The organism is Burkholderia latens (assembly GCF_001718795.1).
Classification (GTDB): Bacteria; Pseudomonadota; Gammaproteobacteria; order Burkholderiales; family Burkholderiaceae; genus Burkholderia; species Burkholderia latens_A.
The window spans coordinates 937202-963136 of record NZ_CP013435.1 but is presented as its reverse complement, the minus strand read 5'-3'; the positions used below and the strand labels follow the sequence as shown (position 1 = coordinate 963136).

At 66.1% G+C, this 25935-nt stretch carries 31 protein-coding genes and 1 tRNA gene; 23 read left to right on the top strand and 9 right to left on the bottom strand.

Annotated features, from left to right (window positions below; translation table 11 throughout):
- Nucleotides 1-65 precede the first annotated feature (65 nt).
- The 8 genes from hemL (at nt 66) to WK25_RS04455 (ending at nt 7442) form a co-directional block, all read left to right on the top strand.
- Nucleotides 66-1349, top strand: coding sequence for a glutamate-1-semialdehyde 2,1-aminomutase (hemL, locus tag WK25_RS04490; protein ID WP_059543888.1), 1284 nt, complete (start codon nt 66-68; stop codon nt 1347-1349).
- 15 nt (nt 1350-1364) lie between these two features.
- Nucleotides 1365-2486: a bifunctional diaminohydroxyphosphoribosylaminopyrimidine deaminase/5-amino-6-(5-phosphoribosylamino)uracil reductase RibD gene (ribD, locus tag WK25_RS04485; RefSeq protein ID WP_069241074.1), complete on the top strand. Its 1122-nt coding sequence runs from the start codon at nt 1365-1367 to the stop codon at nt 2484-2486.
- A gap of 14 nt (nt 2487-2500) precedes the next feature.
- Nucleotides 2501-3130 carry a riboflavin synthase gene (locus tag WK25_RS04480; RefSeq protein WP_069241073.1) on the top strand — a complete coding sequence of 210 codons (630 nt, stop codon included), beginning with the start codon at nt 2501-2503 and terminating at the stop codon, nt 3128-3130.
- A 202-nt stretch (nt 3131-3332) separates the two neighbouring features.
- On the top strand, nt 3333-3851 hold the full coding sequence (locus WK25_RS04475) for a DUF1993 domain-containing protein (RefSeq protein ID WP_040143616.1): 519 nt from the start codon (nt 3333-3335) through the stop codon (nt 3849-3851).
- Between the two features lie 178 nt (nt 3852-4029).
- A complete protein-coding gene (gene ribBA, locus WK25_RS04470) occupies nt 4030-5172 on the top strand; it encodes a bifunctional 3,4-dihydroxy-2-butanone-4-phosphate synthase/GTP cyclohydrolase II (RefSeq protein ID WP_059543892.1) in 1143 nt (380 codons plus the stop codon).
- Between the two features lie 53 nt (nt 5173-5225).
- Complete coding sequence (ribH, locus tag WK25_RS04465; RefSeq protein WP_040143614.1) at nt 5226-5741, top strand: 6,7-dimethyl-8-ribityllumazine synthase; 516 nt, start codon at nt 5226-5228, stop codon at nt 5739-5741.
- A complete protein-coding gene (gene nusB, locus WK25_RS04460) occupies nt 5738-6175 on the top strand; it encodes a transcription antitermination factor NusB (protein WP_040143613.1) in 438 nt (145 codons plus the stop codon). Before ribH ends, nusB begins: the two co-directional genes overlap by 4 nt.
- A gap of 70 nt (nt 6176-6245) precedes the next feature.
- A complete protein-coding gene (locus tag WK25_RS04455) occupies nt 6246-7442 on the top strand; it encodes a pyridoxal phosphate-dependent aminotransferase (RefSeq protein ID WP_069241072.1) in 1197 nt (398 codons plus the stop codon).
- Between the two features lie 121 nt (nt 7443-7563).
- Here the strand turns inward: WK25_RS04455 and WK25_RS04450 are convergent, their stop codons facing one another.
- Nucleotides 7564-8691, bottom strand: coding sequence for a transglycosylase SLT domain-containing protein (locus WK25_RS04450; RefSeq protein ID WP_059543895.1), 1128 nt, complete (start codon nt 8689-8691; stop codon nt 7564-7566).
- A 595-nt stretch (nt 8692-9286) separates the two neighbouring features.
- Between WK25_RS04450 and WK25_RS04445 the strand changes: the two genes are divergently transcribed.
- Together WK25_RS04445 and WK25_RS04440 are read left to right on the top strand one after the other, a co-directional pair.
- The gene (locus WK25_RS04445) at nt 9287-10843 is read left to right on the top strand and encodes a UbiD family decarboxylase (protein WP_069241071.1); all 1557 of its coding nucleotides are present in this window, start codon (nt 9287-9289) and stop codon (nt 10841-10843) included.
- A 60-nt stretch (nt 10844-10903) separates the two neighbouring features.
- A complete protein-coding gene (locus tag WK25_RS04440; protein ID WP_069241070.1) occupies nt 10904-11575 on the top strand; it encodes a LysE family translocator in 672 nt (223 codons plus the stop codon).
- Nucleotides 11576-11684: 109 nt separating this feature from the next.
- Here WK25_RS04440 and WK25_RS04435 read toward each other — a convergent pair whose 3' ends face one another.
- Nucleotides 11685-11978, bottom strand: coding sequence for a hypothetical protein (locus tag WK25_RS04435; protein ID WP_040143608.1), 294 nt, complete (start codon nt 11976-11978; stop codon nt 11685-11687).
- A 530-nt stretch (nt 11979-12508) separates the two neighbouring features.
- On the opposite strand from WK25_RS04435, the gene WK25_RS04430 reads away from it, so the two are divergent.
- Nucleotides 12509-13438 (top strand): Rossmann-like and DUF2520 domain-containing protein, encoded by a 930-nt coding sequence (locus WK25_RS04430; protein ID WP_069241069.1) that lies wholly within the window; start codon nt 12509-12511, stop codon nt 13436-13438.
- A gap of 76 nt (nt 13439-13514) precedes the next feature.
- Nucleotides 13515-14078 carry a YggT family protein gene (locus WK25_RS04425; protein WP_040143606.1) on the top strand — a complete coding sequence of 188 codons (564 nt, stop codon included), beginning with the start codon at nt 13515-13517 and terminating at the stop codon, nt 14076-14078.
- Nucleotides 14079-14090: 12 nt separating this feature from the next.
- Here the strand turns inward: WK25_RS04425 and WK25_RS04420 are convergent, their stop codons facing one another.
- From WK25_RS04420 to WK25_RS04405, 4 genes are all read right to left on the bottom strand, one after another.
- Nucleotides 14091-14441: a DUF190 domain-containing protein gene (locus WK25_RS04420; RefSeq protein ID WP_040143605.1), complete on the bottom strand. Its 351-nt coding sequence runs from the start codon at nt 14439-14441 to the stop codon at nt 14091-14093.
- 24 nt (nt 14442-14465) lie between these two features.
- Nucleotides 14466-14852, bottom strand: a complete 387-nt coding sequence (gene crcB, locus WK25_RS04415) for a fluoride efflux transporter CrcB (RefSeq protein WP_069241068.1) — start codon at nt 14850-14852, stop codon at nt 14466-14468.
- Between the two features lie 104 nt (nt 14853-14956).
- Entirely contained in the window at nt 14957-15832 is an 876-nt protein-coding gene (locus tag WK25_RS04410) for an SIR2 family NAD-dependent protein deacylase (RefSeq protein WP_069241067.1), read from the bottom strand.
- A 111-nt stretch (nt 15833-15943) separates the two neighbouring features.
- Nucleotides 15944-16549 (bottom strand): NUDIX domain-containing protein, encoded by a 606-nt coding sequence (locus tag WK25_RS04405; protein ID WP_069241066.1) that lies wholly within the window; start codon nt 16547-16549, stop codon nt 15944-15946.
- An 81-nt stretch (nt 16550-16630) separates the two neighbouring features.
- On the opposite strand from WK25_RS04405, the gene WK25_RS04400 reads away from it, so the two are divergent.
- The 3 genes from WK25_RS04400 (at nt 16631) to WK25_RS04390 (ending at nt 18655) form a co-directional block, all read left to right on the top strand.
- The gene (locus WK25_RS04400; protein ID WP_069241065.1) at nt 16631-17386 is read left to right on the top strand and encodes a DeoR/GlpR family DNA-binding transcription regulator; all 756 of its coding nucleotides are present in this window, start codon (nt 16631-16633) and stop codon (nt 17384-17386) included.
- 127 nt (nt 17387-17513) lie between these two features.
- Entirely contained in the window at nt 17514-18122 is a 609-nt protein-coding gene (locus WK25_RS04395; protein WP_069241064.1) for a chromate transporter, read from the top strand.
- Entirely contained in the window at nt 18119-18655 is a 537-nt protein-coding gene (locus WK25_RS04390) for a chromate transporter (RefSeq protein WP_069241063.1), read from the top strand. The genes WK25_RS04395 and WK25_RS04390 overlap by 4 nt, the downstream gene beginning before the upstream one ends.
- 34 nt (nt 18656-18689) lie before the next feature.
- Here the strand turns inward: WK25_RS04390 and WK25_RS04385 are convergent, their stop codons facing one another.
- Nucleotides 18690-19850, bottom strand: a complete 1161-nt coding sequence (locus WK25_RS04385) for an enolase C-terminal domain-like protein (protein ID WP_069241062.1) — start codon at nt 19848-19850, stop codon at nt 18690-18692.
- A gap of 488 nt (nt 19851-20338) precedes the next feature.
- On the opposite strand from WK25_RS04385, the gene WK25_RS04380 reads away from it, so the two are divergent.
- The 3 genes from WK25_RS04380 (at nt 20339) to WK25_RS04370 (ending at nt 21150) form a co-directional block, all read left to right on the top strand.
- Entirely contained in the window at nt 20339-20623 is a 285-nt protein-coding gene (locus WK25_RS04380; RefSeq protein WP_040143597.1) for a hypothetical protein, read from the top strand.
- Between the two features lie 49 nt (nt 20624-20672).
- Nucleotides 20673-20882, top strand: coding sequence for a hypothetical protein (locus WK25_RS04375; protein WP_040143596.1), 210 nt, complete (start codon nt 20673-20675; stop codon nt 20880-20882).
- Nucleotides 20883-20943: 61 nt separating this feature from the next.
- Complete coding sequence (locus WK25_RS04370; RefSeq protein ID WP_040143595.1) at nt 20944-21150, top strand: hypothetical protein; 207 nt, start codon at nt 20944-20946, stop codon at nt 21148-21150.
- A 161-nt stretch (nt 21151-21311) separates the two neighbouring features.
- On the opposite strand, the gene WK25_RS04365 is transcribed toward WK25_RS04370, so the two are convergent.
- A complete protein-coding gene (locus WK25_RS04365; RefSeq protein WP_040143594.1) occupies nt 21312-21656 on the bottom strand; it encodes a cupin domain-containing protein in 345 nt (114 codons plus the stop codon).
- A gap of 331 nt (nt 21657-21987) precedes the next feature.
- Between WK25_RS04365 and WK25_RS04360 the strand changes: the two genes are divergently transcribed.
- Nucleotides 21988-22062, top strand: a tRNA-Gly gene (locus WK25_RS04360).
- 84 nt (nt 22063-22146) lie between these two features.
- Nucleotides 22147-24144, top strand: a complete 1998-nt coding sequence (locus WK25_RS04355; protein ID WP_069241061.1) for a site-specific integrase — start codon at nt 22147-22149, stop codon at nt 24142-24144.
- Here WK25_RS04355 and WK25_RS04350 read toward each other — a convergent pair.
- Nucleotides 24141-24395, bottom strand: a complete 255-nt coding sequence (locus WK25_RS04350; protein WP_083252956.1) for a helix-turn-helix domain-containing protein — start codon at nt 24393-24395, stop codon at nt 24141-24143. The two genes, WK25_RS04355 and WK25_RS04350, sit on opposite strands and share 4 nt — an antisense overlap.
- A 211-nt stretch (nt 24396-24606) precedes the next feature.
- On the opposite strand from WK25_RS04350, the gene WK25_RS04345 reads away from it, so the two are divergent.
- The 3 genes from WK25_RS04345 (at nt 24607) to WK25_RS04335 (ending at nt 25913) form a co-directional block, all read left to right on the top strand.
- Entirely contained in the window at nt 24607-24825 is a 219-nt protein-coding gene (locus WK25_RS04345; RefSeq protein ID WP_069241059.1) for a hypothetical protein, read from the top strand.
- Nucleotides 24826-24909: 84 nt separating this feature from the next.
- Nucleotides 24910-25215, top strand: coding sequence for a hypothetical protein (locus tag WK25_RS04340; RefSeq protein ID WP_226208911.1), 306 nt, complete (start codon nt 24910-24912; stop codon nt 25213-25215).
- A 320-nt stretch (nt 25216-25535) separates the two neighbouring features.
- The gene (locus WK25_RS04335; RefSeq protein ID WP_156789000.1) at nt 25536-25913 is read left to right on the top strand and encodes a hypothetical protein; all 378 of its coding nucleotides are present in this window, start codon (nt 25536-25538) and stop codon (nt 25911-25913) included.
- Nucleotides 25914-25935: the final 22 nt, after the last annotated feature.

Sequence of the window (25935 nt, the reverse complement as noted above, 5' to 3'; positions counted from 1 at the left end):
TCGTTCCGCCCAGGCGCCGCGGCCCGTGCACCGGCCCCCGCGCCCTTCTCTCGCAGGTTTCGCACATGTCCAACAATCAGATCCTCTTCGAACGCGCCCAGAAGACCATTCCGGGCGGCGTCAACTCGCCGGTGCGCGCGTTCCGTTCCGTCGGCGGCACGCCGCGCTTCGTGTCGCGCGCGCAGGGCCCGTACTTCTGGGATGCCGACGGCAAGCAGTACATCGACTACATCGGCTCGTGGGGCCCGATGATCGTCGGCCACGTTCATCCGGAAGTGCTGTCGGCCGTGCAGAGCGTGCTCGCCGACGGCTTCTCGTTCGGTGCGCCGACCGAAGCGGAGATCGTGATCGCCGAGGAAATCTGCAAGCTCGTGCCGTCGATCGAACAGGTGCGAATGGTGTCGAGCGGCACCGAGGCCACGATGAGCGCACTGCGCCTCGCGCGCGGCTTCACGGGCCGCAGCCGCATCGTCAAGTTCGAGGGCTGCTATCACGGCCACGCTGACAGCCTGCTGGTCAAGGCCGGCTCCGGCCTGCTGACGTTCGGCAACCCGACGTCGGCCGGCGTGCCCGCCGACATCGCGAAGCACACGACTGTCCTCGAGTACAACAACGTCGCCGCGCTCGAAGAAGCGTTCGGCGCCTTCGGCGACGACATCGCCGCCGTGATCGTCGAGCCCGTCGCGGGCAACATGAACCTCGTGCGCGGCACGCCCGAATTCCTGAATGCGCTGCGCACGCTGTGCACGAAGCATGGCGCCGTGCTGATCTTCGACGAGGTGATGTGCGGGTTCCGCGTCGCGCTCGGCGGCGCACAGGCGCACTACGGGATCGCGGCCGACCTCACCTGCCTCGGCAAGGTGATTGGCGGCGGAATGCCGGCCGCCGCGTTCGGCGGCCGCCGCGACATCATGGCCCACCTCGCGCCGCTCGGCGGCGTGTACCAGGCCGGCACGCTGTCGGGCAACCCGATCGCAGTCGCAGCGGGCCTGAAAACGCTGCAGCTGATCCAGGCGCCCGGCTTCTACGATGCGCTCACCGCGCAGACGAAGCGCCTCGCCGACGGCCTCGCGGCCGAAGCGCGCGCGGCGGGCGTGCCGTTCGCGGCCGACTCGATCGGCGCGATGTTCGGCCTGTATTTCTCCGAGCAGGTGCCGACGAGCTTCGCGGAAGTGACGAAGAGCGACATCGAGCGCTTCAACCGCTTCTTCCACCTGATGCTCGACGAAGGCGTGTACTTCGCGCCGTCCGCGTACGAAGCCGGCTTCGTGTCGAGCACGCACGACGATGCGGTTATCGACGCGACGCTCGCGGCCGCGCGCCGTGCGTTCGCGGCGCTGGCCGCCTGACCCGGGCCCGCACGCATGTTCTCGGATACCGATTTCGCCCACATGCAGCGCGCGCTGAAGCTCGCGGCGCGCGGCATGTATACGACCGCGCCGAACCCGCGCGTCGGCTGCGTGATCGTCAAGAACGGCAGTGTGATCGGCGAAGGCTTCACGCAGCCGGCCGGCCAGGATCACGCGGAAGTGCAGGCGCTGAAGGACGCGCGCTCGCGCGGCCATGACGTCGCCGGCGCCACCGTGTATGTCACGCTCGAGCCGTGCAGCCACTTCGGCCGTACACCGCCGTGCGCGAATGCGCTGATCGACGCGCGCGTCGCGAAAGTCGTCGCGGCGATGGAAGACCCGAATCCGCAAGTGTCGGGGCGCGGCCTCGGGATGCTGCGCGACGCGGGCATCGACGTGCGCTGCGGGCTGCTCGCGAACGAGGCGGCCGAGCTGAACATCGGTTTCGTGTCGCGGATGACGCGCGGCCGCCCGTGGGTGCGGATGAAGACCGCCGCGTCGCTCGACGCGCGCACTGCACTGCCGTCCGGCAAAAGCCAGTGGATCACCGGCGAGGCCGCCCGCGCCGACGGCCACGCATGGCGCGCGCGCGCGTGCGCGATCCTGACCGGAATCGGCACCGTACGCGAAGACAACCCGCAGCTGACCGTGCGCGGCATCGATACGCCGCGCCAGCCGCGGCGCGTGCTGGTCGACAGCCGTCTCGACCTGCCGCTCGATGCGCGGCTGCTCGAAGGCGCGCCGCTGCTGATCTTCTGCGGCCGGCTCGATGCAGCCGGCGACCAGCGCGCGAACGTGCTGCGCTCGCGCGGCGCGGAGATCGTGTCGCTTGCGAATGCTCAGGGGAAGGTCGACCTGCCCGCGATGCTGGCGGAACTGGGCGCGCGCGGCGTGAATGAGCTGCACGTCGAGGCCGGCCACAAGCTGAACGGCTCGCTGCTGCGCGAGCGCTGCGTCGACGAGCTGCTGGTCTATCTCGCGCCGAGCCTGCTCGGCAGCGACGCGGCCGGCATGTTCGACCTCGCCGCGCCGGCGAGCCTCGACGCCCGCACGCGGCTTGCGTTCCACAGCGTCGAGCGGATCGGCGACGATCTGCGGATCCTCGCGCGTATCGCGCCGCCCTCTGCGTCCCACTGAACGGAGCCGTCACGATGTTTACCGGAATTGTCGCGGCCGTCGGCCGCATCGAATCGATCGCGCCGCTCGGCGCGTCGCCCGACGCGGGCGTGCGGCTGACCGTGCACGCGGGCGGCCTCGACCTCGCCGATCTCGCGCTCGGCGACAGCATCGCGATCCAGGGCGCGTGCATGACGGTCATCGCAAAGACCGACACGGGCTTCGACGTCGACGTGTCGCGCGAAAGCCTGAACCGCACGGTGGGCCTCGCGCAGCCGGGGGAAGTGAATCTCGAGAAGGCGCTGCGCGCGCACGACCGGCTCGGCGGGCACATCGTGTCCGGCCACGTCGACGGCCTCGGCACCGTCACGCGCTTCGCCCCGGTCGGCGAGTCGCACGAGCTGCGGATCGTCGCGCCGCGCGAGCTCGGCCGCTATCTCGCCTACAAGGGCTCGATCACGGTCAACGGTGTGAGCCTGACCGTCAACACGATCGACGATCGCGCGGACGGCTGCGAATTCTCGATCAACCTGATCCCGCATACCGTCGAGGTCACGACGCTGCGGCACGTGAAGGCCGCCGACAAGGTCAATCTCGAAGTCGACATGATCGCGCGGTATGTCGAGCGAATGCTGTCGGCATCGCAGGGCGTGCATCAGGACTGATTGCGGCGGTTCCGGCTCTGGCCCCCCCGGAATCCGGTGGACAGGGAATGGCGGCCGCCGCCGCGCCCCTATACCCGGCCGAATGGCCAACGGCGCGCACGGCCGATCGCGTCGCGCTAAGATGCAACGGCAGCGGATCCGGCGCCGCGACGCATCGCGCGCACCGATACCGGCTGCCCCTTTCCCACCAGGAGTCGTCCCCATGTCCATCTCGATGTACCAGGCTTCACTGCCCGTGCTGATCCGCGGCCTCACCAACCTGCAGCACATCCTCGGCAAGGCGCAGGCGCACGCGGCCGAGAAGCAGATCGACCCGTCGGTGTTCATCGGCGCACGCCTCTATCCGGACATGCTGCCGCTCGTCCGCCAGGTGTACATCGCGACCGATACCGCGAAGGGCTGCGCCGCCCGGCTCGCCGGCGTCGACATTCCGAGCTACCCCGACGTCGAGCAGACGTTCGACGAACTGCATGCACGCATCCAGAAGACGATCGACTACCTGAAGGGTTTCGATGCAGCGCAGATCGACGGCAGCGAAGCGCGCCAGATCGTGCTCAAGATGCGTGTGGGTCCGATCGAGTTCACCGGCCAGTCGTATCTGCTGAACTTCGTGCTGCCCAACTTCTTCTTCCACGTGACGACCGCGTACGACATCCTGCGCCACAGCGGCGTCGAACTCGGCAAGCTCGATTACCTCGGCGGCCGCAACGAGCAAGGCTGACGCACGGCCGGCCGGGGCGCCGCGCGGGCTTTCTCGCACGCCGCCGCGCTCCGGGCCGGCTCGCCGCACAGCCCGGCCGCATCGTTTTCCGGCGCGCTCGCGGAGTGCGGGGGCCCGTGCCGGCGGAAACGCGGTCCGACTGGCGTAAAATACGCACTTTCCTCTTTCTCGCCCCTTTATGACGCTCGCCTCCACGCTCGACATCATCGCGGAATTGAAAGCCGGCCGGATGGTGATCCTGGTCGACGAAGAAGACCGCGAAAACGAAGGCGACCTCGTGATCGCCGCCGAATTCGTCACGCCGGAAGCGATCAACTTCATGGCCAAGTACGGCCGTGGCCTCATTTGTCTGACGTTGACGCAGGAGCGCTGCAAGCAGCTGCACCTGCCGCTGATGACCTACCGCAACGGCACGCAGTACGGCACCGCGTTCACGGTCAGCATCGAAGCGGCCGAAGGCGTGACGACCGGCATCTCGGCCGCCGACCGCGCGCATACGATCGCCACGGCGGTCGCGCACGACGTCCGCCCCGAGCACATCGTGCAGCCGGGCCACGTTTTCCCGATCATGGCCCAGCCGGGCGGCGTGCTCGTGCGTGCCGGCCACACCGAGGCCGGCTGCGATTTCACGGCGCTGGCCGGGCTCACGCCTGCCGCGGTGATCTGCGAGGTCATCAAGGACGACGGCACGATGGCGCGCCTGCCCGACCTGCTCGAGTTCGCGAAGGAACACGGTCTGAAGATCGGCACGATCGCCGACCTGATCCAGTACCGCAGCCGCACCGAATCGATCATCGAACGGATCGCCGAGCGCACGATGCAGACCGCGCACGGCACGTTTCGCGCGGTGCTCTACCGCGACCAGCCGAGCGGCTCGCCGCATATCGCACTGGTGCGCGGCACACCGTCGCCCGACGTCGATACGCCGGTGCGCGTGCACGAGCCGCTGTCGGTGCTCGACCTGCTCGAAACGGGCGTCTCGACGCACTCGTGGACGCTCGACGCCGCGATGCGCGACATCGCGGAGCGCGACCTCGGTGTGATCGTGCTGCTCAACTGCGGCGACACGAAGGAACATCTGATCGACGTCTTCAAGGCGTTCGACGAAGAAGAAAGGGCCGCTGCGCTGAAGCGCCGGCCGGTCGATTTCAAGACGTTCGGCATCGGCGCGCAGATCCTGCGCGATGTCGGCGTCGGCAAGATGCAGGTGCTGTCGAATCCGCGCAAGCTGGGCAGCATGTCCGGCTACGGCCTCGAAGTCACGGGCTTCATTCCGATGCCCGGCGGCGAAGCCAAGTCCTGCCCGGCGTCCAACGCGTAACCCGCCGCGGCGCTTTCGCCCTATAACCGTTCATCCACACCACGGACCAGATCATGGAAATCGGACAATACCAACCGAATCTCGAAGGCGACGGCCTGCGTATCGGCATCGTGCAATCCCGCTTCAACGAACCCGTCTGCAACGGCCTCGCCGATGCATGCGTCGAAGAACTCGAGCGTCTCGGCGTCTCCGGTGAAGACGTGCTGCTCGTGTCGGTGCCCGGCGCGCTGGAAATCCCTCTCGCGCTGCAAAAGCTCGCGGAAAGCGGCCAGTTCGACGCTCTGATCGCGCTCGGCGCGGTGATTCGGGGCGAGACGTACCACTTCGAGCTCGTGTCGAACGAGAGCGGCGCGGGCATTACCCGCATCGGCCTCGACTTCAACCTGCCGATCGCAAACGCGGTGCTGACGACCGAGAACGACGAGCAAGCCGTCGCGCGCATGACCGAGAAGGGTCGCGACGCCGCACGCGTCGCGGTCGAGATGGCCAACCTGACGATGGCGCTCGACCAGCTCGGCGACGACGAGGACGAAGAAGAAGACGAAGACGACGAAGAGGAGCGCGCATGAAGAAGAGCGCCCGCCGACAATCGCGCGAGCTGGCGACGCAGGGCCTGTATCAGTGGCTGCTGTCGAACGCGGCCTCCGGCGAGATCGACGCGCAGCTGCGCGGCGCGCTCGGTTACGACAAGGCCGACAAGGAGCTGCTCGACGCGATCCTGCATGGCGTGATTCGCGAGCACGCAGCGCTCGTCGAAGCCATCACGCCGTCGCTCGACCGTCCGATCGACCAGCTGTCGCCAGTCGAACGCGCGGTGCTGCTGATCGCGACGTTCGAGCTCACGCACCATGTCGAAACGCCGTATCGCGTGATCATCAACGAAGCCGTCGAACTCGCGAAGACGTTCGGCGGCTCCGACGGTTACAAGTACGTCAACGGCGTGCTCGACAAGCTCGCCGCGAAGCTGCGCCCCGCCGAAACGCAGGCGCGCCGCAACGGCTGATTCCGTCGCTGGACGGGCGCGCAAGCGCCCGTTTTTCGTTCTCCCTCGCCACTGCCGCCCCGCCCGACCGATGAATACCACCGCCGACTCGCTCGTCACGCTCGCCGCACGCGTCGACGCGATCCAGCCGTTCTACGTGATGGAACTGATGAAGGAGGCACAGCGGGTCGAGTCCTCCGGGCGCGACGTTATCCACATGGGCATCGGCGAGCCGGATTTCACGGCCCCCGAGCCGGTCGTCGAGGCGGCCGCGGCCGCATTGCGCCGCGGCGTCACGCAGTACACGAGCGCGCTCGGCATCGCACCGCTTCGCGAAGCGATTGCCGCTCACTATGTGCGCGCATACGGCCTCACGATCAGCCCGGAGCGGATCGTCGTGACGGCCGGCGCGTCGGCCGCGCTGCTGCTCGCGTGTCTCGCGCTCGTCGGCCGCGACGACGAGGTGCTGATGCCCGACCCGTCGTATCCGTGCAACCGGCACTTCGTCGCCGCGGCCGAAGGCCGCCCGGTGCTCGTGCCGAGCGGCCCGGAAGCCCGTTTCCAGCTCACCGCCGACGATGTCCGCACGCGCTGGGGCGACCGCACGCGCGGCGTGCTGCTCGCGTCGCCGTCGAACCCGACCGGCACGTCGCTGGAGCCGGACGAGCTGAGGCGAATCGTCGAGGCCGTACGCGCCCGCGGCGGCTTCACGATCGTCGACGAGATCTATCAGGGCCTCAGCTACGACGCGGCGCCCGTGTCGGCGCTGTCGTACGGCGACGACGTCGTCACCGTGAACAGCTTCTCCAAGTACTTCAGCATGACCGGCTGGCGGCTCGGCTGGCTGGTCGTGCCGCCCGCGCTGGTCGGCACGTTCGAAAAGCTGTCGCAGAACCTGTTCATCTGCCCGTCCGCGCTTGCGCAGCATGCAGCGCTCGCGTGCTTCGAGCCGGCCACGCTCGACATCTATGAAGCGCGCCGCGCCGAATTCAAGCGCCGCCGCGATTTCATCGCGCCGGCGCTCGAGCGGCTCGGCTTCACGGTGCCCGTCATGCCGGACGGCGCGTTCTACGTGTATGCGAACTGTGGCGGTGTCGCGCATCCGGCCGCCGGCGACAGCGCAGCGCTCACGCACGCCATGCTGCACGACGCGGGCGTCGTGCTGGTGCCTGGCATGGATTTCGGTGTCCATGCGCCGCGCGACTATATCCGGCTGTCCTATGCGACCGCCTACTCACGCCTCGAAGAAGCCGTCGAACGGCTCGCGAAGCTGTTCGGACAGCACTGACGCGCGGCGCCGACGCCGCCCTTCCCCGGCGGATCAGGCACGAACCGCCCTCGGCAGAGGCGAAAAAAAAGCACCCGGTTCGGGTGCTTTTTCGTTTCAGTGCCGCGAAAGCTGGCGGGTACTATGCGCCAAGCTCCGAATGATCGCCGTGCGACTGCTTCGCGGTATCGACGCTCGCATCGTCCTGCTGCGGCGCGCCCTTCGGCACGGCAGCGGCCTTCGCGGTAATCGGCTGGGCGCCGTCGAGCGTCGCGTGCACGCGCTTCGCGCCGCCCGCCGATGCGGCCACGGCCGCGGTGACGATCGGCTTCGACGGCTGCGCCGGCGCCTGCGGCGCGTTGATCGGCACGCTGCGGCCGCGCGCGACGTCGCGCAGGCGGCTGCGCTCGGCCATCACCTTCGATCCGTACGCATTGTCGTCCGGATTCGTCGAGCCGTTGTACAGGCGCAGGCCGTTCGCGAGCGAGCCGCCGCGGGCGATGCAATCCTTCAGCACCAGTGCACCGACCTGCAGGTTCGCGAGCGGCTGCAGCGCGGTGTCGGTGCCGCCGAAATACTCGAACTTGTCGGAATGGACTTTCGACATCACCTGCATCAGCCCCTGCGCGCCGACGCCGCTTTCAGCGTACGGGTTGAAGCCCGATTCGATCGCCATCACGGACAGCAGCAGCAGCGGATCGAGGCCGACGTCGCGGCCAGTCTGGAACGCCGCCTTGACCAGCTGGCCGAGCGGCTCCTGCGCGACGCGGTACCGGCGCGACAAGTAGGTGGCGACGAGCGCCTGTTCGCGGTTCGACGCAAGCGCGCGATCGTCGCGCGCTTCGGCGGGGACTCGCTGGGTCGGAATCAGCTTCGCAAGCGCGACGGGCGACGGGCCGTTGCGGGCCGGATCGGACGCGTCGTTCTGCGCGGCGGTTTCCGGTGCGACGTCGAGGCCGACGGCGAGCGCATCGGTTTCCGGAGCGTCTTCCTGCTGCGGCTGCGCGCCGGCCGGCGCGAAGTTCGGCAGCGGATGACCGGTCAGCAGACGGGCCGGACCGGCCTGCACGGCCGCGGATACGACCGGCATCAGCTTCGCGGCGAGGCTCCCGCGCACGGTCGGCAGCAGCCACAGCGCAAGTGCGACCGCGACAGCGAAACAGCCGACAACGCTGAATAGATGGTGACTGACACGCGTCCCGCGACGCAGCATGGCGCGCACGAACTGCGCATGCTGCTCACTGGGACGCCACGATAACCAAGCGTTCATTCAGATCATCTCCCATGAACATGACTCGTGCGGCTCGCTCAGCTCGATGGCGAGACGGAAAACGCGCCGCGGAATCACGACGCCGCACGCCTTGGTTGGGACGCGCAAGCATCGGGGAAACGGTATAAGTACCGTTCAGGGCCACGGTGTAAGAGGGCCGGCGCCTTCGCACATCGGGCGAGGCGGGCATACGCGGTGGCACCCACGCAAAAAACCAGCGTCTGGTGGCGCTGGCTGGGACTACGACAAAGGCCGTCGAATACGCCGTGCAGGTTTCGGCGGACGGTGACGCGCTGCGTCAAAGATCGGTGATTGGCGGCTCGAAGCCTTTACCCTGCAGCCAATGTGAGCGGATTCTAGCAGGGTTTTATAGATCGTCAACACTATAAAACCTTGAAATTATAACAAAAAGTAATTTCAAACCGCCCTTCAGTTCCAGAGCCCCGTGCCGTAGGGGCTTCGCGCGGGATCGACTTTTTTCGCCGCCGGGCGTGTACGCAGCCGCCCGGGTAAAATCGCTGGTCGATTCGGGGTCGCAGCGAGCCGCTGCGCCCGCCCATCGCTGCCCGTTGCGCGGGCAGCTCGGACCTTCTTCATGAAATACAAAGACTTACGCGATTTCATCCAACGCCTCGAGGCGCTCGGCGAACTGCGGCGCGTCACTCAGCCCGTGTCACCGGTGCTCGAAATGACCGAGCTGTGCGACCGCGTGTTGCGCGCCGGCGGCCCGGCGCTGCTGTTCAATGCGCCGCCCGGCCACGCATTCCCGGTGCTCGGCAACCTGTTCGGCACGCCGCGCCGCGTCGCGCTCGGGATGGGCGTCGATGCGGGCGACGACGCCGCGCTGGGTTCGCTGCGCGACCTTGGCCGGCTGCTGTCCGCGCTGAAAGAACCGGATCCGCCGAAGAGCCTGAAGGACGCCGGCAAGCTGCTGTCGCTCGCGAAGGCGGTATGGGACATGGCGCCGAAATCCGTGTCGTCGCCGCCTTGCCAGGAGATCGTCTGGGAAGGCGCGGACGTCGACCTGAACAAGCTGCCGATCCAGACCTGCTGGCCGGGCGATGCGGGGCCGCTCGTCACGTGGGGCCTGACGGTCACGCGCGGGCCGAACAAGCCGCGCCAGAACCTCGGCATCTACCGTCAGCAATTGATCGGCCGCAACAAGCTGATCATGCGCTGGCTCGCGCATCGCGGCGGTGCACTCGACTTCCGTGAATTCGCGCTGAGAAACCCCGGCAAGCCCTACCCGGTCGCGGTCGTGCTCGGCGCGGATCCGGCCACGACGCTCGGCGCGGTCACGCCGGTGCCCGATTCGCTGTCCGAATATCAGTTCGCGGGCCTGCTGCGCGGCAGCCGTACCGAGCTCGCGAAGTGCCTGACGCCAGGCGTCGACACGCTGCAGGTGCCCGCGCGGGCCGAGATCGTGCTCGAGGGCTTCATCCATCCGCAGGAAGGCACGCCCGCCGCGGCGCCGGCCGGCGCGCCGGCGCGCCCGGCGGGCAACGCGGCCGCGGCGTACGAGCACGCGCTCGAAGGCCCGTACGGCGACCACACCGGCTACTACAACGAGCAGGAGTGGTTTCCGGTGTTCACGGTCGAGCGCATCACGATGCGCCGCGACGCGATCTATCACTCGACCTACACGGGCAAGCCGCCCGACGAGCCGGCCGTGCTCGGCGTCGCGCTCAACGAGGTATTCGTGCCGCTGCTGCAGAAGCAGTTCACAGAGATCACCGACTTCTACTTGCCCCCGGAAGGCTGCAGCTACCGGATGGCCATCGTCCAGATGAAGAAGAGCTACGCGGGCCACGCGAAGCGCGTGATGTTCGGCGTGTGGAGCTTCCTGCGGCAGTTCATGTACACGAAGTTCATCGTCGTCGTCGACGAGGACGTGAACATCCGCGACTGGAACGAGGTGATCTGGGCGATCACGACGCGCGTCGATCCCGTGCGCGACACCGTGATGGTCGATAACACGCCGATTGACTATCTCGATTTCGCGTCGCCCGTCGCGGGCCTCGGTTCGAAGATGGGGCTCGACGCGACGAACAAGTGGCCTGGCGAGACCAATCGCGAATGGGGCCGTCCGATCGAGATGGACGCAGCCGTGAAGGCGCGCGTCGACCGGCTCTGGCAGGAGATCGGACTCTAAGCCCGCACGGCGGGCGCGCGGCGCCCCGTGCCTCGTACGTACTCCGCCATACTAACGACGATGAGTTTTCCTCCCGCCTCGATGCTGTCCGACGGATTCTTCCTGTCGCTGTCGCTGTGTCTCGACATCGGTCTCGTCAACGTCGCGATGCTGTCGCTGACGCTGTCGCACGGCTTCCGGCCGGGCTTCTGGCTCGGCGTCGGCTCGTGCTTCGGCGACCTCGTGTACGCGGCGCTCGCGCTCGCAGGAATGGCGGTACTGCTGCAGTTCGAAGCCGTACGCTGGATCGTGTGGATCGGCGGCGGTGCGGTGCTGCTGTTCCTCACATGGAAGATGGCGCGCGAAGCGCTCGCACCGGCGAGTGAAGTCAATGGCGGCGATACGGACGACACGCCGCAGCCGCGCGCCAGCGCGCGGCGCAGCTTCATGCGCGGGATGCTGCTCGCGATGTCGTCGCCGAGCGCGATCCTGTGGTTTGCGGCGGTCGGCGGCGCACTGATCGCGAAAGCCGGCGCGACCACACCGGCGACGGCGTCGGTATTCCTGTCCGGCTTCTTCCTCGGCGGCCTCGCGTGGACGCTCTTCATGTGCACGCTCGCCAGCCAGGGCCGCAAGCGTGCAGGCGCGGGGTTGATGCGCGCGTGCCACGTCGCGTCCGCGCTGCTGTTCGCGTATTTCTCGTATAGCGTGATCGTCGGCGGCTATCGCGACCTGATCGTGCACGCGGTGTAATCTCCGGGCCGGGCGCGCGCACGGCCGGCGCCGAAAAAAAAAGCGGCGCAACGTCCGGTGAAGGACGTTGCGCCGTTTTGCCGCGCACGGTCAGCCCGCGCGGGACACGTCAACGACGCCAGTAACCGTGATGGCCCCAGCCGCCGTAACCGTGACGCCAGTACGGACGACCGTAGTAGCCGCCGACGACCACCGCGGGCGGCGCATAGTAGGCCGGCGCCGGCGCGTAATAGACGGGCGGAGGCGGCGGCGCGTAATAGACGGGCGGCGGCGGTGCATACACGGGATACGCAGGCGCGACCGGGACGCCGATGCCGACCCCGATCGACACGTGTGCCTGCGCGGCGCTCGCGGCACCCAGGCCCAGCGCGGCGGCGGCGATGAACGGAATGAGCTTTTTCACTTCGATTCTCCTGCTGGAGCGGTAATTTGTGCGCCCCTGTCGGCAACGGCGGGCATGCACGTCGCATGCAAGCAATGTAGCGAAAACCCGCCCGCCATGTATTTCGCATTTGTTGCAAATTGCAATTCCAGGCGGCTGCGGGCTCGGCCGGACGCGGCTTTGCGGATCGCCGCTGTTCCTTGCCGGCTGCGCGATTCCGCCCGACTTCGGATCGCGGCCCACGTGCGCCGGTCACACTTACCGGCTCCGGCGAGCACCGCGTGTGCGCTTCCGTAATGAACGATTACAAATTTGAGACAGGATGCCGACGATTCGACAGCGTTCGACAGCGACGGCGAACCGGTTTAAGTAGGGCCAGTTGGAATCGCCGCAGCGACGTGACCGCGCGCGAACCCCCGACGCCGTGCTCGTGCGAGGAGCGCGCGCGCCACCCAACGTCGTCCCCGCGCCGGGTCAAAACCCCCCGTGCCCGGGCGTCCGTTCATTCCTGCGATACTGACGGCTGCCCCGTTTTCGCGTGACTCCCGACCATGGCCATTCCCGCCACTCCCCGCCTCGGCTTCATCGGCGCCGGCCGCCTCGCGCGCTGCATCGCGCGGCGTTTTGCGAGCGCCGGCTTTCCGGTCGTCGCGATCGCGAGCCGCACCGCCGCGTCGGCCGCGGCACTCGCCGCGCACATCGACGGCTGTCGCGCAGTCGGCACGCCGCAGGAAGTCGTCGATGCCGCCGACCTGATCTTCCTGACCGTGCCGGACGACCATCTGGCAGCGACGGCCGCCGTGCTGCGGTTCGATCCGGCGCGCGCGGCCGACCAGGCGCTCATCCACTGCAGCGGCGCGTCAGCGGTGGATCTGCTGGACCCGGCGAAGCGGCACGGAGCGGCCACCGGCGGCTTCCATCCGCTCTATCTGTTCGGCGGCACGGACGGCGATCTTGCGCGCATCGACGGCTGCTCGGTCACGCTCGAGGCCGACGGCGAACTGCACGCGATGCTGCTGCGGCTGACTGCCGCACTCGGCTGCCATCCGCTGTCGATTCCGGCCGGCGGCCGGATGCTCTATCACGCGGCCGCGCATTACGCGGCGAGCTTCGCGCTGTGCGGGCTGTCGGAAGCGGTCGAACTGTGGCGCGGCCTCGGCTTCGACGAGGAAGCGGCGTTGCGCGCGCTGCTGCCGATGCTCGCCGGCACGATCGAGACCGCGCGCGACAAGGGCCTCGCGAATGCACTCGCGGGCCCGGTGTCACGGGGCGACACCGGCATCGTCGAGCGCCAGCTCGCGCTGCTCGAAGCACGCGGCGGCGATCACGCGATGTTGTATGCGCTGATGACGCGTCGTGCGATCGCGCTCGCCGCGAAGCGCAGCGCGCCGCCGGCCGCACTGCCCGCGCTCGCGCATGCCGTCGATACGTCGCTCGGTCGCACCGCGAGCCTCCTCTCCCCGTCGCAAGACGAGGCGTGATAAGGTGTCGGCCGATGCGCCGCCATCCGGCGTTGGCGGCCGCACGCTACTCGACTGTATAAAAAGGATGCCAACGATGTTCGGCGAGATCGCCCGTTTTCTGCTCAATACCGTCTTCACCCTGTTCGGCGCCGCGCTGATTCTGCGCGTCTGGATGCAGGCCGTCCGCGTGCCGCCGTACAACCCCGTCACGCAGGCCGTGCTCCAGGCGACCAACTGGCTCGTGCTGCCGCTGCGCCGCGTGATCGCGGGCGTGCGCGGGATCGACTGGGCGAGCGTCGTCGCCGCGCTTCTCACCGCGCTCGTCTACGTGGTGCTGATGGTCGTGATGGCGGGCTTCGATCCGGCCGCGGTGATTGCGACACTGATCGTGGTCGCGCTGCTCACCGTCGTGAAGTGGGCGCTCAACCTCGTGATCTGGATGACCATCCTGATGGCGCTGCTGTCGTGGCTCAATCCGCGCTCGCCGGCGATGCCGATCCTCTACCAGCTCACCGCGCCGTTCCTGAACCCGCTGCGCCGCGTGATCCCGAACCTCGGCGGCATCGACCTGTCGCCGATCCTGCTGTTCGTGATCGTGCAGGTGCTGCTGATGATCGTCACGCGCGCAGCCGTGTCGCTGACGATGTTCGGCATCTGACGCGTCGCCGCATTACGCTGCCGGCCCTTGCGCCGGCGGCGCGCCGAGCGTGTCGATCACGCCGAAGCGTGCCGGAATCATCGCGTAGCACACGCGCACCTTCTCGCGCGACAGCCGCTCGAGCAACTGCTGCGCCTCGTCCTCGGTGACGATGAATTCCACCTCGATCGCGAGCGAACCCTGCAGTTCGAAAAAGCGGTCTTCATGCAGCACGCGATGCCGGCCGAAGCCCGCGACCGCGCGAAACGCCGAGCCGCCCGCGACGCCCATCCGGTTCCCTTCCTCCAGCAACCACTCCCACAGCGGCTTCCAGTGCAGCCGGTGCTGCTCGTGCACGTAGAAGCGCAAGAAGACCCTGTCCATCGCGCCCTCCGGGTGCCGGCGCGCTCAGGCCGCCGCGAACCACGCGCGCGCGGTCCACATGCCGAGCGCCGTCAGCGTGAACGATCCTGTCAAGTGTAGGGCAGCCACCGCGAACGCCCATCCCAATTCGCCCTGCATCGCATGCGTCATCACTTCGACCGAATACGTCGAGAACGTCGTGAGGCCGCCCAGGAAACCCGTGATCACGAACAGCCGCCACTCGGGCGGCAGCCCGACGCGCGTGGTGAACACGACAGCGGCGACGCCGATCACGTAGCCGCCGAGCAGGTTCGCGACAAGCGTGCCGAGCGGCACCGCCGGAAAGAATGCGTTGAGCGCGAGGCTCAGGAACCAGCGCAGCAACGCGCCGAGGCCGGCGCCGACGAAAATAGCGACGATCGAATAGAACAAGGGAACTCCTCGCTGACGGCGCCGCGTGGCGGGTGCGGCCTACGCCGAACTTTATGCGCAATCGCGCCGCGGCGGCAATGCCGTCGGGCGCCGCCCTGCCCCGCTCACCCGCCGTGCCACGCGTGCTCGAGCGCGGCAAGCGTCGCGAGCGCGCCGCCTTTCAGCCCTATCACGTCCGGACGGCGCGCATGCGCTTCGCGCGCGTTGATGCGAATCACGTCCGCGCCGAGCCGTTCGCTCAGCAGCCGCACGGTCGGAATCGCGGTGCCCGCACCGATCTCGACGACCGTCACCCGGCCGGCCTGCGCGAGCCATGCATCGAGCGCCCGCTGCTGCGCGTCATAGCGTTCGCCGAGCCAGCCGCGATCGCCGAACATCAGGATGTTCGGCCGCGCGAGGCCGCCGCAGCGCGGGCAGCGCGGCAACTCGCCGAGCAGCCGGCACGCGGCCGCGTCGACGTCCGGCGTGAACGGCGCGGCGTCCCATGTGTCGTCGGAGCACGGCCGCAAGCACTGCATCGCATGAATCGATCCATGAATCTCGACGATTCGCGCCGGGTCGAAGCCGGCCGCCTGGAACTGGCCGTCGACATTGCTCGTCAGCACGAAACCGCCCTTGGGCATCGCATCGATCCAGCGCCGCAGGATCGCGAAACCCGCGTGCGGCACCGTGCGCCGGTACAGTTCGAGCCGATGCCCGTAGAAGCCCCACGCGAGCTGCGGATGCGCGCGAAACGCCTGCGGCGATGCGATCTCGTGGAACTCGAAACGCTCGTGACGCAGCGCCGGGTACGCGCGCCAGAACCCGTCCGTGCCGCGGTAATCGGGCAGGCCAGAATCGACGCCGATACCGGCGCCGGCCGTCACGAGCAACGCATCGGCGCGCGCGAGGGCATCGACGGCGGACGCGACGAGGTCGGCAGGCAGTGGCGCGGTGGTGGGGCTGGAATCGAGGGAGTCGGGCGAATCGGAAAGCGGCATGATGGAGCAGCGGTAACGTCGAACGGTGCGCGAGTTGCGTCGCGCGATCATACGCCGGTTCGAGCGCCGCGCCGCTGCTTCATGCGTGCATTGCGTGCCTTATGGCGTGCCTCACGCTGCGGCAGCATGCGCGCCCGCGGGTTCGCGCAGCGCGACGTACTGCAGCAGCATGATCGTCTTCGCGTCGACGATCTCGCCGCGCTCGATGGCGTCGAGCGCCGCGCACAACGGCATCTCGACGACCTCGAGATCCTCGCCCTCTTCCGCGATGCCGCCGCCGTCGCCCGTGCGCAGCGACGCATCGTATTCGCCGACGAAGAAATGCAGCTTCTCCGTCACCGATCCGGGGCTCATGAATGCCTCGAACACCTTGCGCACGCCGCGCACGCGATAGCCGGTCTCCTCCTCGGCTTCCGCGCGAATGCGCGCTTCGGGCGTCGCGTCGTCGAGCAGGCCGGCCGCCGCTTCGAGCAGCATCCCGTCGTGACCGTTGACGAACGCGGGCATCCGGAACTGGCGCGTGAGCAACACGTCGCCCGTCGCGGCGTTGCGCAGCAGGATCGTCGCGCCGTTGCCGCGGTCGTAGGTTTCGCGGCTCAGGCGCTGCCAGGTTCCGTCACGGCGCAGGAAGTCGAACGTGACCTTCCTCAGCACATACCAGTCATCGGACAGCACCGTCGTATCGACGATGCGCACGCGGTCTTGCGTTGCAGCCATGGCGACCTCTCGTTGGACAAGTGACGGCCTGCATGGTAACGTGCAGATTCGTGTAATTTCAAGAAATTTCGTGCAAATACGATGCTGACGACCCAACGCAAGAAAGCGATCCTCGATGCGCTCTCCCGCGACGGCCAGGTGCTGGCGGCCGAGTTGAGCGCGCAATTCGGCGTGTCCGAAGACACGATCCGCCGCGACCTGCGCGAGCTGGCGAGCGAAGGACTGCTGCAGCGGGTGCACGGCGGCGCGCTGCCGGCGTCGCCGGCCGTCGCGCCGTTCGCGCAGCGCGAGACGCTCGATACCGCAGAGAAGCGCCGCATCGCCCGCCGTGCCGCGCAGATGATCGCGCCCGGGCAGGTTGCGATCGTCGACGGCGGCACGACGTCCGCGCTGCTCGTCAGCCAGTTGCCGCCCGACCTGCGCGCGACGATCGTCACGCACAGCCCGAGCGTCGCCGTCGCGCTGGCCGAGCATCCGTCGATCGACGTGATCGTGATCGGCGGGCAGCTCTACAAGCATTCGATCGTCGCGGTGGGCGCCGCGGCAATGGAAGGTATCGCGCGCATCCATGCGGACCTGTATTTCATGGGCGTGACCGGCGTTCATCCGGTCGCCGGGCTGAGCACCGGCGATTTCGAGGAGGCGGCGATCAAGCGCGCGCTGGCCGAGCGCGCGGCGGAGACGGTCGTGCTCGCATCGCAATCCAAATTGCATGCGGCTTCGCAGTTCGTGATCGGCGAGCTCACGCTCGCGCAAACCGTCGTGGTCGAACGGGAGACCGATGCGGCATTGACCGCGCCGATCGAGGCCGCCGGCGTGAGCGTCGTGCGCGCGTAACCGGCGGCAGCCTCCGCTTCAGTGGCGGGATCGTTGGGCCGCGCGCGTCGTCGGCTCGATGTCAGCGTGCCGACAGGCGCCGCTTGCTACCATGGCCGACCGCCACCCGCCGTGTCGAGTTCGTCCGATGTCTTCCGCCCTGCCCGTCGCACCCGTGCCGCCCGATGGCGATGCGCCGCCACCCGGCGTCCTCGCGCTGTTCATCGCGTTCGCGCAAATCGGCCTGACCAGTTTCGGCGGCGGATTGAGCGCGCGCATGCTGCGCGACTTCGTGCACGAGCGGCGCTGGCTCGACGAAGAGGCGTTCCTCAACGGCCTTGCGCTGTCGCAGGCGCTGCCGGGCGTCAACGTAAAGAACCTCGCGATCTGGATCGGCTATCGGCTCGCCGGATGGCGCGGCGCAATGGCCGGCTTCACCGGCATCATCGCGCCGCCGGCCGTGCTGATCGTGCTGTTCGGCGTCGCGTTCTCGACGCTTACGCGCTTCCCGCTCACGCATATCGCGCTCGCGGGCGCGGCCGCCGCGGCGATCGGTCTGTCGATCTCGATGGCGATCACCGCGGTGCGGCGATTGCCGCGCCGTGTGCTGCCGTTCGCGGTGATGACGCTTACGTTCGTCTCGGTGGCGGTACTGCACTGGCCGCTCGTGTGGACCGTGCTGATCGGCGGCGCGCTGAGCGTCGCGCTCGAATACCGCCGGGCGGGCCGCGCGAGCGGCGGGAGCGGCGGCCGATGACCGCTTCGTCGCGCTACGCCGCACTGTTCGGGGTGTTCGCGCCGCTGTCGATCGCAACGATCGGCGGCGGTCAGGCGATCGTCGCCGACATCCAGCGGCAGGTCGTCGACGTGCATCACTGGATGACGGCTACGCAGTTCGTGAACGACTTCGCGATCGCGCGCATGGCGCCGGGCCCCGGCTCGCTGCTCGCGACGCTGATCGGCTGGCAGGTGGCGGGTCTCTGGGGTGCCGTGATCGCGACGCTCGCGCTGTTCGGACCCACTGCGTTCCTGATCTACGGCGTCGCGCATCTGTGGCGCCGGCATCAAGGCGCGCGCTGGCAGATCGCGCTCGAGGCCGGACTGCGGCCGGTTGCCGCCGGCATGATTCTCGCGTCGGTGTGGGTGCTGCTGCAGGCGTTAGACGGCGGCTGGACCGCACGCGCGATCGCGATTGCTTCGACCGTGTTGGTGATGACAACGCGCATTCATGCGCTGCTGTTGATCGCCGTCGGGGCGGTGGTGCTGATCGGCGTGCACGTGATCGGCTGACGGCGCGCACTTCACGCTGAAGCGGGCACTGCGTTCAGCGCTCCACCAAAGCGCGAAACGTGCGATACGCATCGGCATGCAGTTCGAAGCCGATGCCGGGCGCTTGCGGTACGGCCGCGCATCCGGCGTCGACCGATTCACCATCGGCGAGCCCGCTGAACGGATGGAACGCGAACGGACTGACCTCGGCGCCGCCAAGCCCGAGCGCCGCCACGACGTGCAGCGAAAACAGATGGCCGCCGTGCGGCCAGAACGCGTCGCGCCGCCAGCCGCTCGCCACGAAATGATCGACGATCTGCAGGTAGCCGGGCAGGCCGTAGCAATGCACCGGGTCGAACACGAGCACGTCGCGATCGGCGCGCAGGCCGCCATAGCGTTCGAGCAGCTTCGCTTCGGCCAGCGAAAACAGCGCCTCGCCTGCCGCCACCGGCGGCGGATACTGCGCAGTCAGATCCGCATGCAGCGGCAGGTCGTGCGGATCGCAGAGGTCCTCGAACCACCGTAGCCCGAACGGCGCCAGCATCGCCGCGGCGGCGCGGCCGCTCGTCGCGTCGTACGTGTTCATCGCATCGACCGCGAGATGCGAGCTGTCTGCGAGCCGCGCGGCGGCCACTTCGATGCGCCTTTTGTCCTCGTCGATATCGGGCCCGCCGATCTTGATCTTCGCGTGCGTGTAGCCGAGCTCGACGATGCGGCGCATCTCGTCGGACAGGCGTGCGAGATCGTCGTGCGGATAGCGGTAGCCACCGCCCGCGTACACGCGTACGCGCGTAGCCGCATCGCGCGCGAGCCGGCCGGCGATGAAACGATGGAGCGGCAACCCCGCGATCTTCGCGGCGGCATCCCAGATCGCCATGTCGAGCACGCCGATCGCCACGCAACGTTCACCGTGCCCGCCAGGCTTCTCGCCGGCCATCATTGCGCGCCACGCGCGAAACGGATCGACGTTCGTGCCGGCGTCATCCGCGATCGTGTCGGCGGCGGCCAACAGCCGCGGCGCGAATCGCTCGCGAATCAACCCGCCCTGCGCATGGCGCCCGACCGACGCGTAGCCATAACCGGTTACCGCGCGGCCCTCGCGCACGACGTCGGTCACCACCGCGACGACGCTCGTCGTCAGCCCGCCCGATGGAATCGCCGGATCGGCGTAGCGGGAAACCGGGATCGCTTGCTCGCGGATATCGGTGATGCGCATGGTCGGGTTCCGGTGAAGGCATTGGATGTTCGCTGGCCGAGCACGCATGCATCGTCGCGGCGATTGGCAGATCGCTGCATCATAGGCGGTTGCGCGCCGTGTTGCAGGCTGCGCTCGTGCGGAGCGCCGACGCGGTGTCGGTATTGCTACGTATCGCCCAATCGCGTGGCCGGATATCCGCGTGCGGTCGGCATGTGCGCGATACGCGATGCGCGGCGGCGCGTCATATACGTCCGTCGAAAGCGCGCATTCCGCACCGCCGGCCCCGCCGAGAATTAGATGGACATCCGGCATGAAGCGCGTATGATGAATTTGTCCGAGCACGCTCCCTTCTCTTACTGCTCGCCCCGCCGTCCGCCCTCTTGCGTCGCGCGTTGATCCGCGCGCATTGCAGCCCTTTTCACCCCACCCGTCGCGCCGCCTCGCGGTGATACCGGTCGGATGCGTTCGTCCGCGCGTTTTGTCGCGACCGAACCGAGGAGTTCGTCATGAGCATGCATCTCTATCGCGGGTTCGAAATCTACCCGCTGATTTACCCGCACATTCCGTCGCAGAACGGCAATCCGCACAACTACGACGGCGGCTTCGACGCAGCCGTGAAGATTTGCCTGCGCGGCACCGCCGATACGCTGACCCGCAGCGAAACGTTCCGGCTGCTCGAGCATGCGCCGTTCGAGTCGGCGGGCGAAGCGCGTCGGGCGTCCGTTCGCTATGCAGAGGAAATCATCGACGGCGATCGCGGCAAACAGCCGCTCTTCGACGATACGCAATGACGCATGCTGTCGCGACATGTGACGTTCATCCTTCGATTCGGAGCACGAAATGATTATTGACGAATTCATCGACCTGATCACGCGGCGAGAGGTTTCGCGGATCGACGCCGTGCCGCACGACGGCCTCGCCGGTTCGGCGCTGCGCCATCAACCGGAGTTGCAAATGTTCGCGGCCGTGCGCGCACTGTCGCTCAGCGCCGGCTATTCCGAATTCGAATCCGACAGGATAGCGAGCGCCGTCATGACCCGGCTCGGCTAATGCTCGTTCGGGCAGCGATTGAATCAGGCCGCCGCCTCGCAAGCTGCATCAGGAGAATACCGTGTACCAGCCGCCCGCCGAAGAGCCCCCGTTCTTTCCGTTGACGAAATGCAAAGTCGATTTCGATCGACAGAACGATGCGATCACGCTTCTGCCGAGCTTCTACGCGTTCGGCTGCGAGTACACCAGCCGAGGCCTGCTGATCGGCCGCGACGATGCGTTCAAATTGATTGCTGCGATCGAGAAGGCGCTCAGCATCGACGCGTGAGTTTCTTCGCAAGCGGCCGAAGCGCGTCCGGCCGCGCGTGACTAGTGTTGTGGCAGCCGCGATCTGGCCGTGCACGCTGGCGAAGCGGTGAGGCTGAAACGCCGATCGGCGCATCCCCGTCACCTGCGCCGCGCCGGATTGCGCGCGCTGTTCCGGCCCGCTCACGCGAACACGAAGTACTTGCGCACCGTCTCGACCACTTCCCACGTGCCCTTCATGCCCGGCTCGATCACGAACACGTCGCCGGCCTTCAGGTGCACGGACTCCTCGCCTTCCGGCGTGATGATGCAGTAGCCGTCGAGGAAGTGGCAGTACTCCCATTTCTCGTAGTTCACTTCGAACTTGCCGGGCGTGCAGATCCACGTACCCATGATCTTGCTGCCATCCTTGGACAGGTACGCGTTGAGGTTCACGGTGTGCGGATCGCCGCCGATGCGCTTCCACTTGGTCGCATCCACAACGGGCGTCGGACAGGTTTTGCGCAGAACGGTGATGAAATCGGACATGTCGGCTCCAGAGTAACGATCGGATAAGAGGACTGTCACGTTAGAGCGAAAGCCTGGTCGGAGCTTGTATGGTTCCGACACCGACTCGTCCAATTTCGACACCGGCTTGCCGGTTGGTGCGCACACGGGAGTTCCGCCGAGCGTCGGCCGTATCCGAACACCGCGGTTGACGTGGTTGACTCGGTCGCGTGAGCGCACTCGCAACGAATGCCCGCGCGAACTACCGACCCAATCGCGATCGCCCGTCATTGCCTGATGCGCAGTCGTTTCCGGCAAGCCAAGACGCGTCTCTTGCAACATCCCGGCCAAACCCTGTAGAATTACCCGTTCTGCGGGCGTCGTATAATGGCCATTACCTCAGCTTCCCAAGCTGATGACGTGGGTTCGATTCCCATCGCCCGCTCCACACACCACCTAGCCCCTTGATTCCACTGGGTTATGTGCGTGTCTCACGAGCTTCGCCGCACCACTACTACAGTGGTCTCCTACGGTGGCTCAAACCTCCTGCCTCTATCGTCGCCCTAGCGGCATCTACGTCGTTCGTCTTGTCGTCCCGAAACGGTTGCGCGCAGCAGTCGGCAAGAACGAAATTCACGCGTCTACCCGCCTCCGCGATTGGGAAGCCGCTAAACTCGTCGGCCATCGGATTCAGTCGCATTGGCGCGAGCACTTCATGACGTTGGACATCGAGAAACTGAGAGCAGAAAACCCGCTGCTGGACGGGGCGGGCATGATCCCCATTGTGGACGCTGCGCGAACCATCGGTATCGAGCCGGGTCTACTGGCGAATGAATTGCTCAATGATGGCGCGCAGGTCTTCACGCACCTCCACGGACAGTCCTGCTGGTGGGTGCCCGTCCTCAACGACCTGGACCGGGACTTCGGCGGGGAATTCATCTGGAACGAAGTCGAAGCCAGCGGCGAGCGAACCATTCACACCGGGACAGTGCGCTTTCTCGATTCTCGGGCCACGCTGCAACAGGTCGTCACCGCCGGGGAGTCTCAAGAGAATGTGTTCCGCGACGGCAAGTCAGCGGGCATCCGTCTTGAAGACCCGATAGCCGTAGACCTCGCCCGATGCATCGTGCACAAAACCGCCGTGACAAAGGTTCGCGCCAGGCTCGTTGCGTCGCTCAGCCCTGCCCCCACGGTCGCCCTGCCAGCGCCGTCGATCGCTTCGAGTGCCCCAACAGCACCAGTCGCTTCCAGCCCGATCGAGACGCTTGGCACTATGCCAATAGCGACCGCCCCAGCCCCGGTCGTGTTCGATCCAATAACGGCCAAGCACGGCAAGAAGCGGTTTTCGGCGTTGTTCGAGTCTTACAAGGGGAATCGCAATTGGGGGAAGGCGCAAACTCAGCGCATGACGACAGAAGCGAAGTTGTTTTGTGATGTGATGGGAGACCCCGAACTCGGGGAAATCGAGTTTGAAACAGTCGAGGAATTCGCGCGCCGCTTGGCGCAACTTCCGACCGATCTCTACCAGTCCAGGCGACGATTCAAAACCGATGATATTGACGAACTAATTCGCCTTGCGGAAAGCGAAGGAGTCGAGGTCAAGCGGGAGAGGACTATCAAGGGGCATATCGGCAAACTCAGCGAAATCCTTGCATTCGGCGTGCGGCAGCACATGCTCAGGTTCAATCCCGCGGCCGACTACAAGCGTGGTGACAGGCGCTTCAACATGCCACGCTCTCAAGACGAACGACATGCATTTACGTCGCAGGAGTTGTCGTTGATCTTCGGGCAGGACTGGTTCACTACCGGAACGGGCACGTTCACTCGTGACGGATGGACGACATGGCGCCCGCACTACTACTGGCTGCCGCTGCTCGGCCTGTTCACTGGCGGGCGAATCAATGAACTTTCCCAGCTATACCTCGCGGACGTTCTTCAAAGCGGGAGCGGTCAATGGTATCTCGACTTCAACCTGACGGGAGCCGACAAGGTGGACGAGAAAGACAAATCCCTCAAGACAATCAATGCTGTAAGAGTCGTGCCGCTACACGACAGGCTCGTCCAACTGGGGCTGCCGGAATATGTTCAAGCACTTCGAAAAGCAGGCCATAAGCGCCTATTCCCGGAACTCAAGCGGGATGCAGTCAAGGGCTATGGCAAGCCCGCAAGTTCGTGGTTCAATGAACGGTTCTTAGGGCGCGCACTCAGCATCGAACGAAACGGAATGAAGACGTTCCACTCGTTCCGACACACCTTTCTGACTGCCGCCTCGCACCTCGGGACCCCGGAACAAGTGACAGCGCAAATGGCCGGACATCAGCGCGGGAAAACGGAGAGCTACACGCGCTATGCGAAGGACCGGGACGCCGATCAATTGGCCCCTATAGTGAATGGACTTGCCTTCCCTGAAACCGACGGCATTGCCCGTTTCATCGTGTCAGAGGGTATCCGGGCCATTCAATGCGCCGAACGTCAGAAAGAACGGATGCGCCGCGCAAGAGGCGCCGCGAAGGCCAGCAATTCGCTCTAACGCTGAACCGACGGTGCCCCGTCCGCACCGTCTTCCTCAAACAGAGCCTTGACCGGCACGCCCAGAGCATCAGCAATTGTCTGGATCGAGTCCAAGGATGGATTCGCCTTGCCGGTCTCGATCTTCCCCATATAGCTACGAACGAAGCCGCACTTGTCGGCGAAAGCCTCTTGGCTCAAGCCAGTCGTAGCTTTCCGTAGTTCTCGAACCCTCGCCCCGAAGCGATTCCTGAGTGTTGTGTTTGCCGTCATCCGTGGGATGTTGGCGGGCGCGTATAATCGCGACCACACCCTAATAATGGCCACCCTGAAAGAGGCCACCCTACAAATGACACGACCACATGCAAACCATCGGCGCGCAACGCGCGCTTCCGTAGCGTTGCTGCTAGCGCTGATGTGCGGACCGGTAGCGACCAACCGGGCATGGGCTGGCAGCGAAGGCATATGTTTGCAGATCAGTCGAATGGCCCTGGAGATGGCACGAGACAGGGACGATGGGGTTCCCTATGCGACCGAGCAAGCGAAATTCGAAACGAGCCTCAAAACGATCCGCCCCGAGTGGCGGCGCGAATTCCGCGGGCTCTACATAGGCTCGCTCGATCTTGTTTACAAACGCCAGCCCAACGCCACGCCGGATCAATTACAACGCTCCGTCTATAAGGTTTGCGTTTCCGAATACTGAAACGCAGCGCTGCCATAGCGCAACAGATTCCGGGCACGTCTTGTTGCGTTTGTTGTTGCCCACCACGAGAAAGAGACCTGACCAATGAGAAAGACGTTCGGGGCGTGCGCCCTGGCCCTTACCCTGTCGGCCTGCATGACGATGGGAAGCAAATTCGACATCCGCGACGCCGACCAATTCGTTCCGGGCGTGACGACGATGCAGCAAGCGCAAGAGAAGCTTGGCACACCGACGGCCACCAACGCTATGCCGAACGGCAGCACGCTCCAACAATGGATGTATTCGCAAGCGTCAGTGATCGGTGGCACTTCGTCTAACCTTGCAATCCTTTTCGACCGGGATGGGAAGATGATCCGTATCCAAAATCGCGGACAGATCAATACCCGGTAGTGCCGGGAGCATCCACGAGCGGTGGCGCGTGCTTAGCGCACCGCTGCCCAAGCACTAGCCTCGGCCCGAACAACCGGCCAGCAAACCGAGCCGCATACGCCCACCACGTCCCGTTTGGGGTCACCGCATCCCATGTAATTATTACCGTTCACCTGCTCAATTTTTAGGCTCGCGATTTTTTCCTCGCAACACATTGATTTAATTGAATTAAAAAATCAATGTTGCCTACCAGAGCTATTGAAAAGCCTATCTCCGGTTTATAAGCTTCTTCCTCCCAGACGTGCAGCCAAGGCACGCTAACCAACCCACGCGGAGGAATGATGGTTGTTCAGGTAATCGAGAATTATGAGAATTTCGGACCAAGCGATCCGGACTGCTTCGATGAAATTCAATGCAAAATGGATGCAGCGCTTTTTCTGGTCGCCGAATCCGGACAACAGATAGATTCCGGTGGATGGTCGAAGCAGATTTTCAAACATCAAAGGGACGCGGTCTTATTCATAAAAGACTTGGTAGCAGCAAGTTACCATTTTCGGATAACCGACAAGATATACATTCAGTTTATCTCCGGCTGGGGCTTCGATCACTTCAACACGTTGCTTGAACTCGCACGGCTTCTTTTGGACGACGATGAAGAACTGTCCCAGCTAATGCAGGACGATGACGACCTATTCCCATCGGGTCCGTGGTGGATGTAATCGCGCCGGAAGTCGCTGGCCT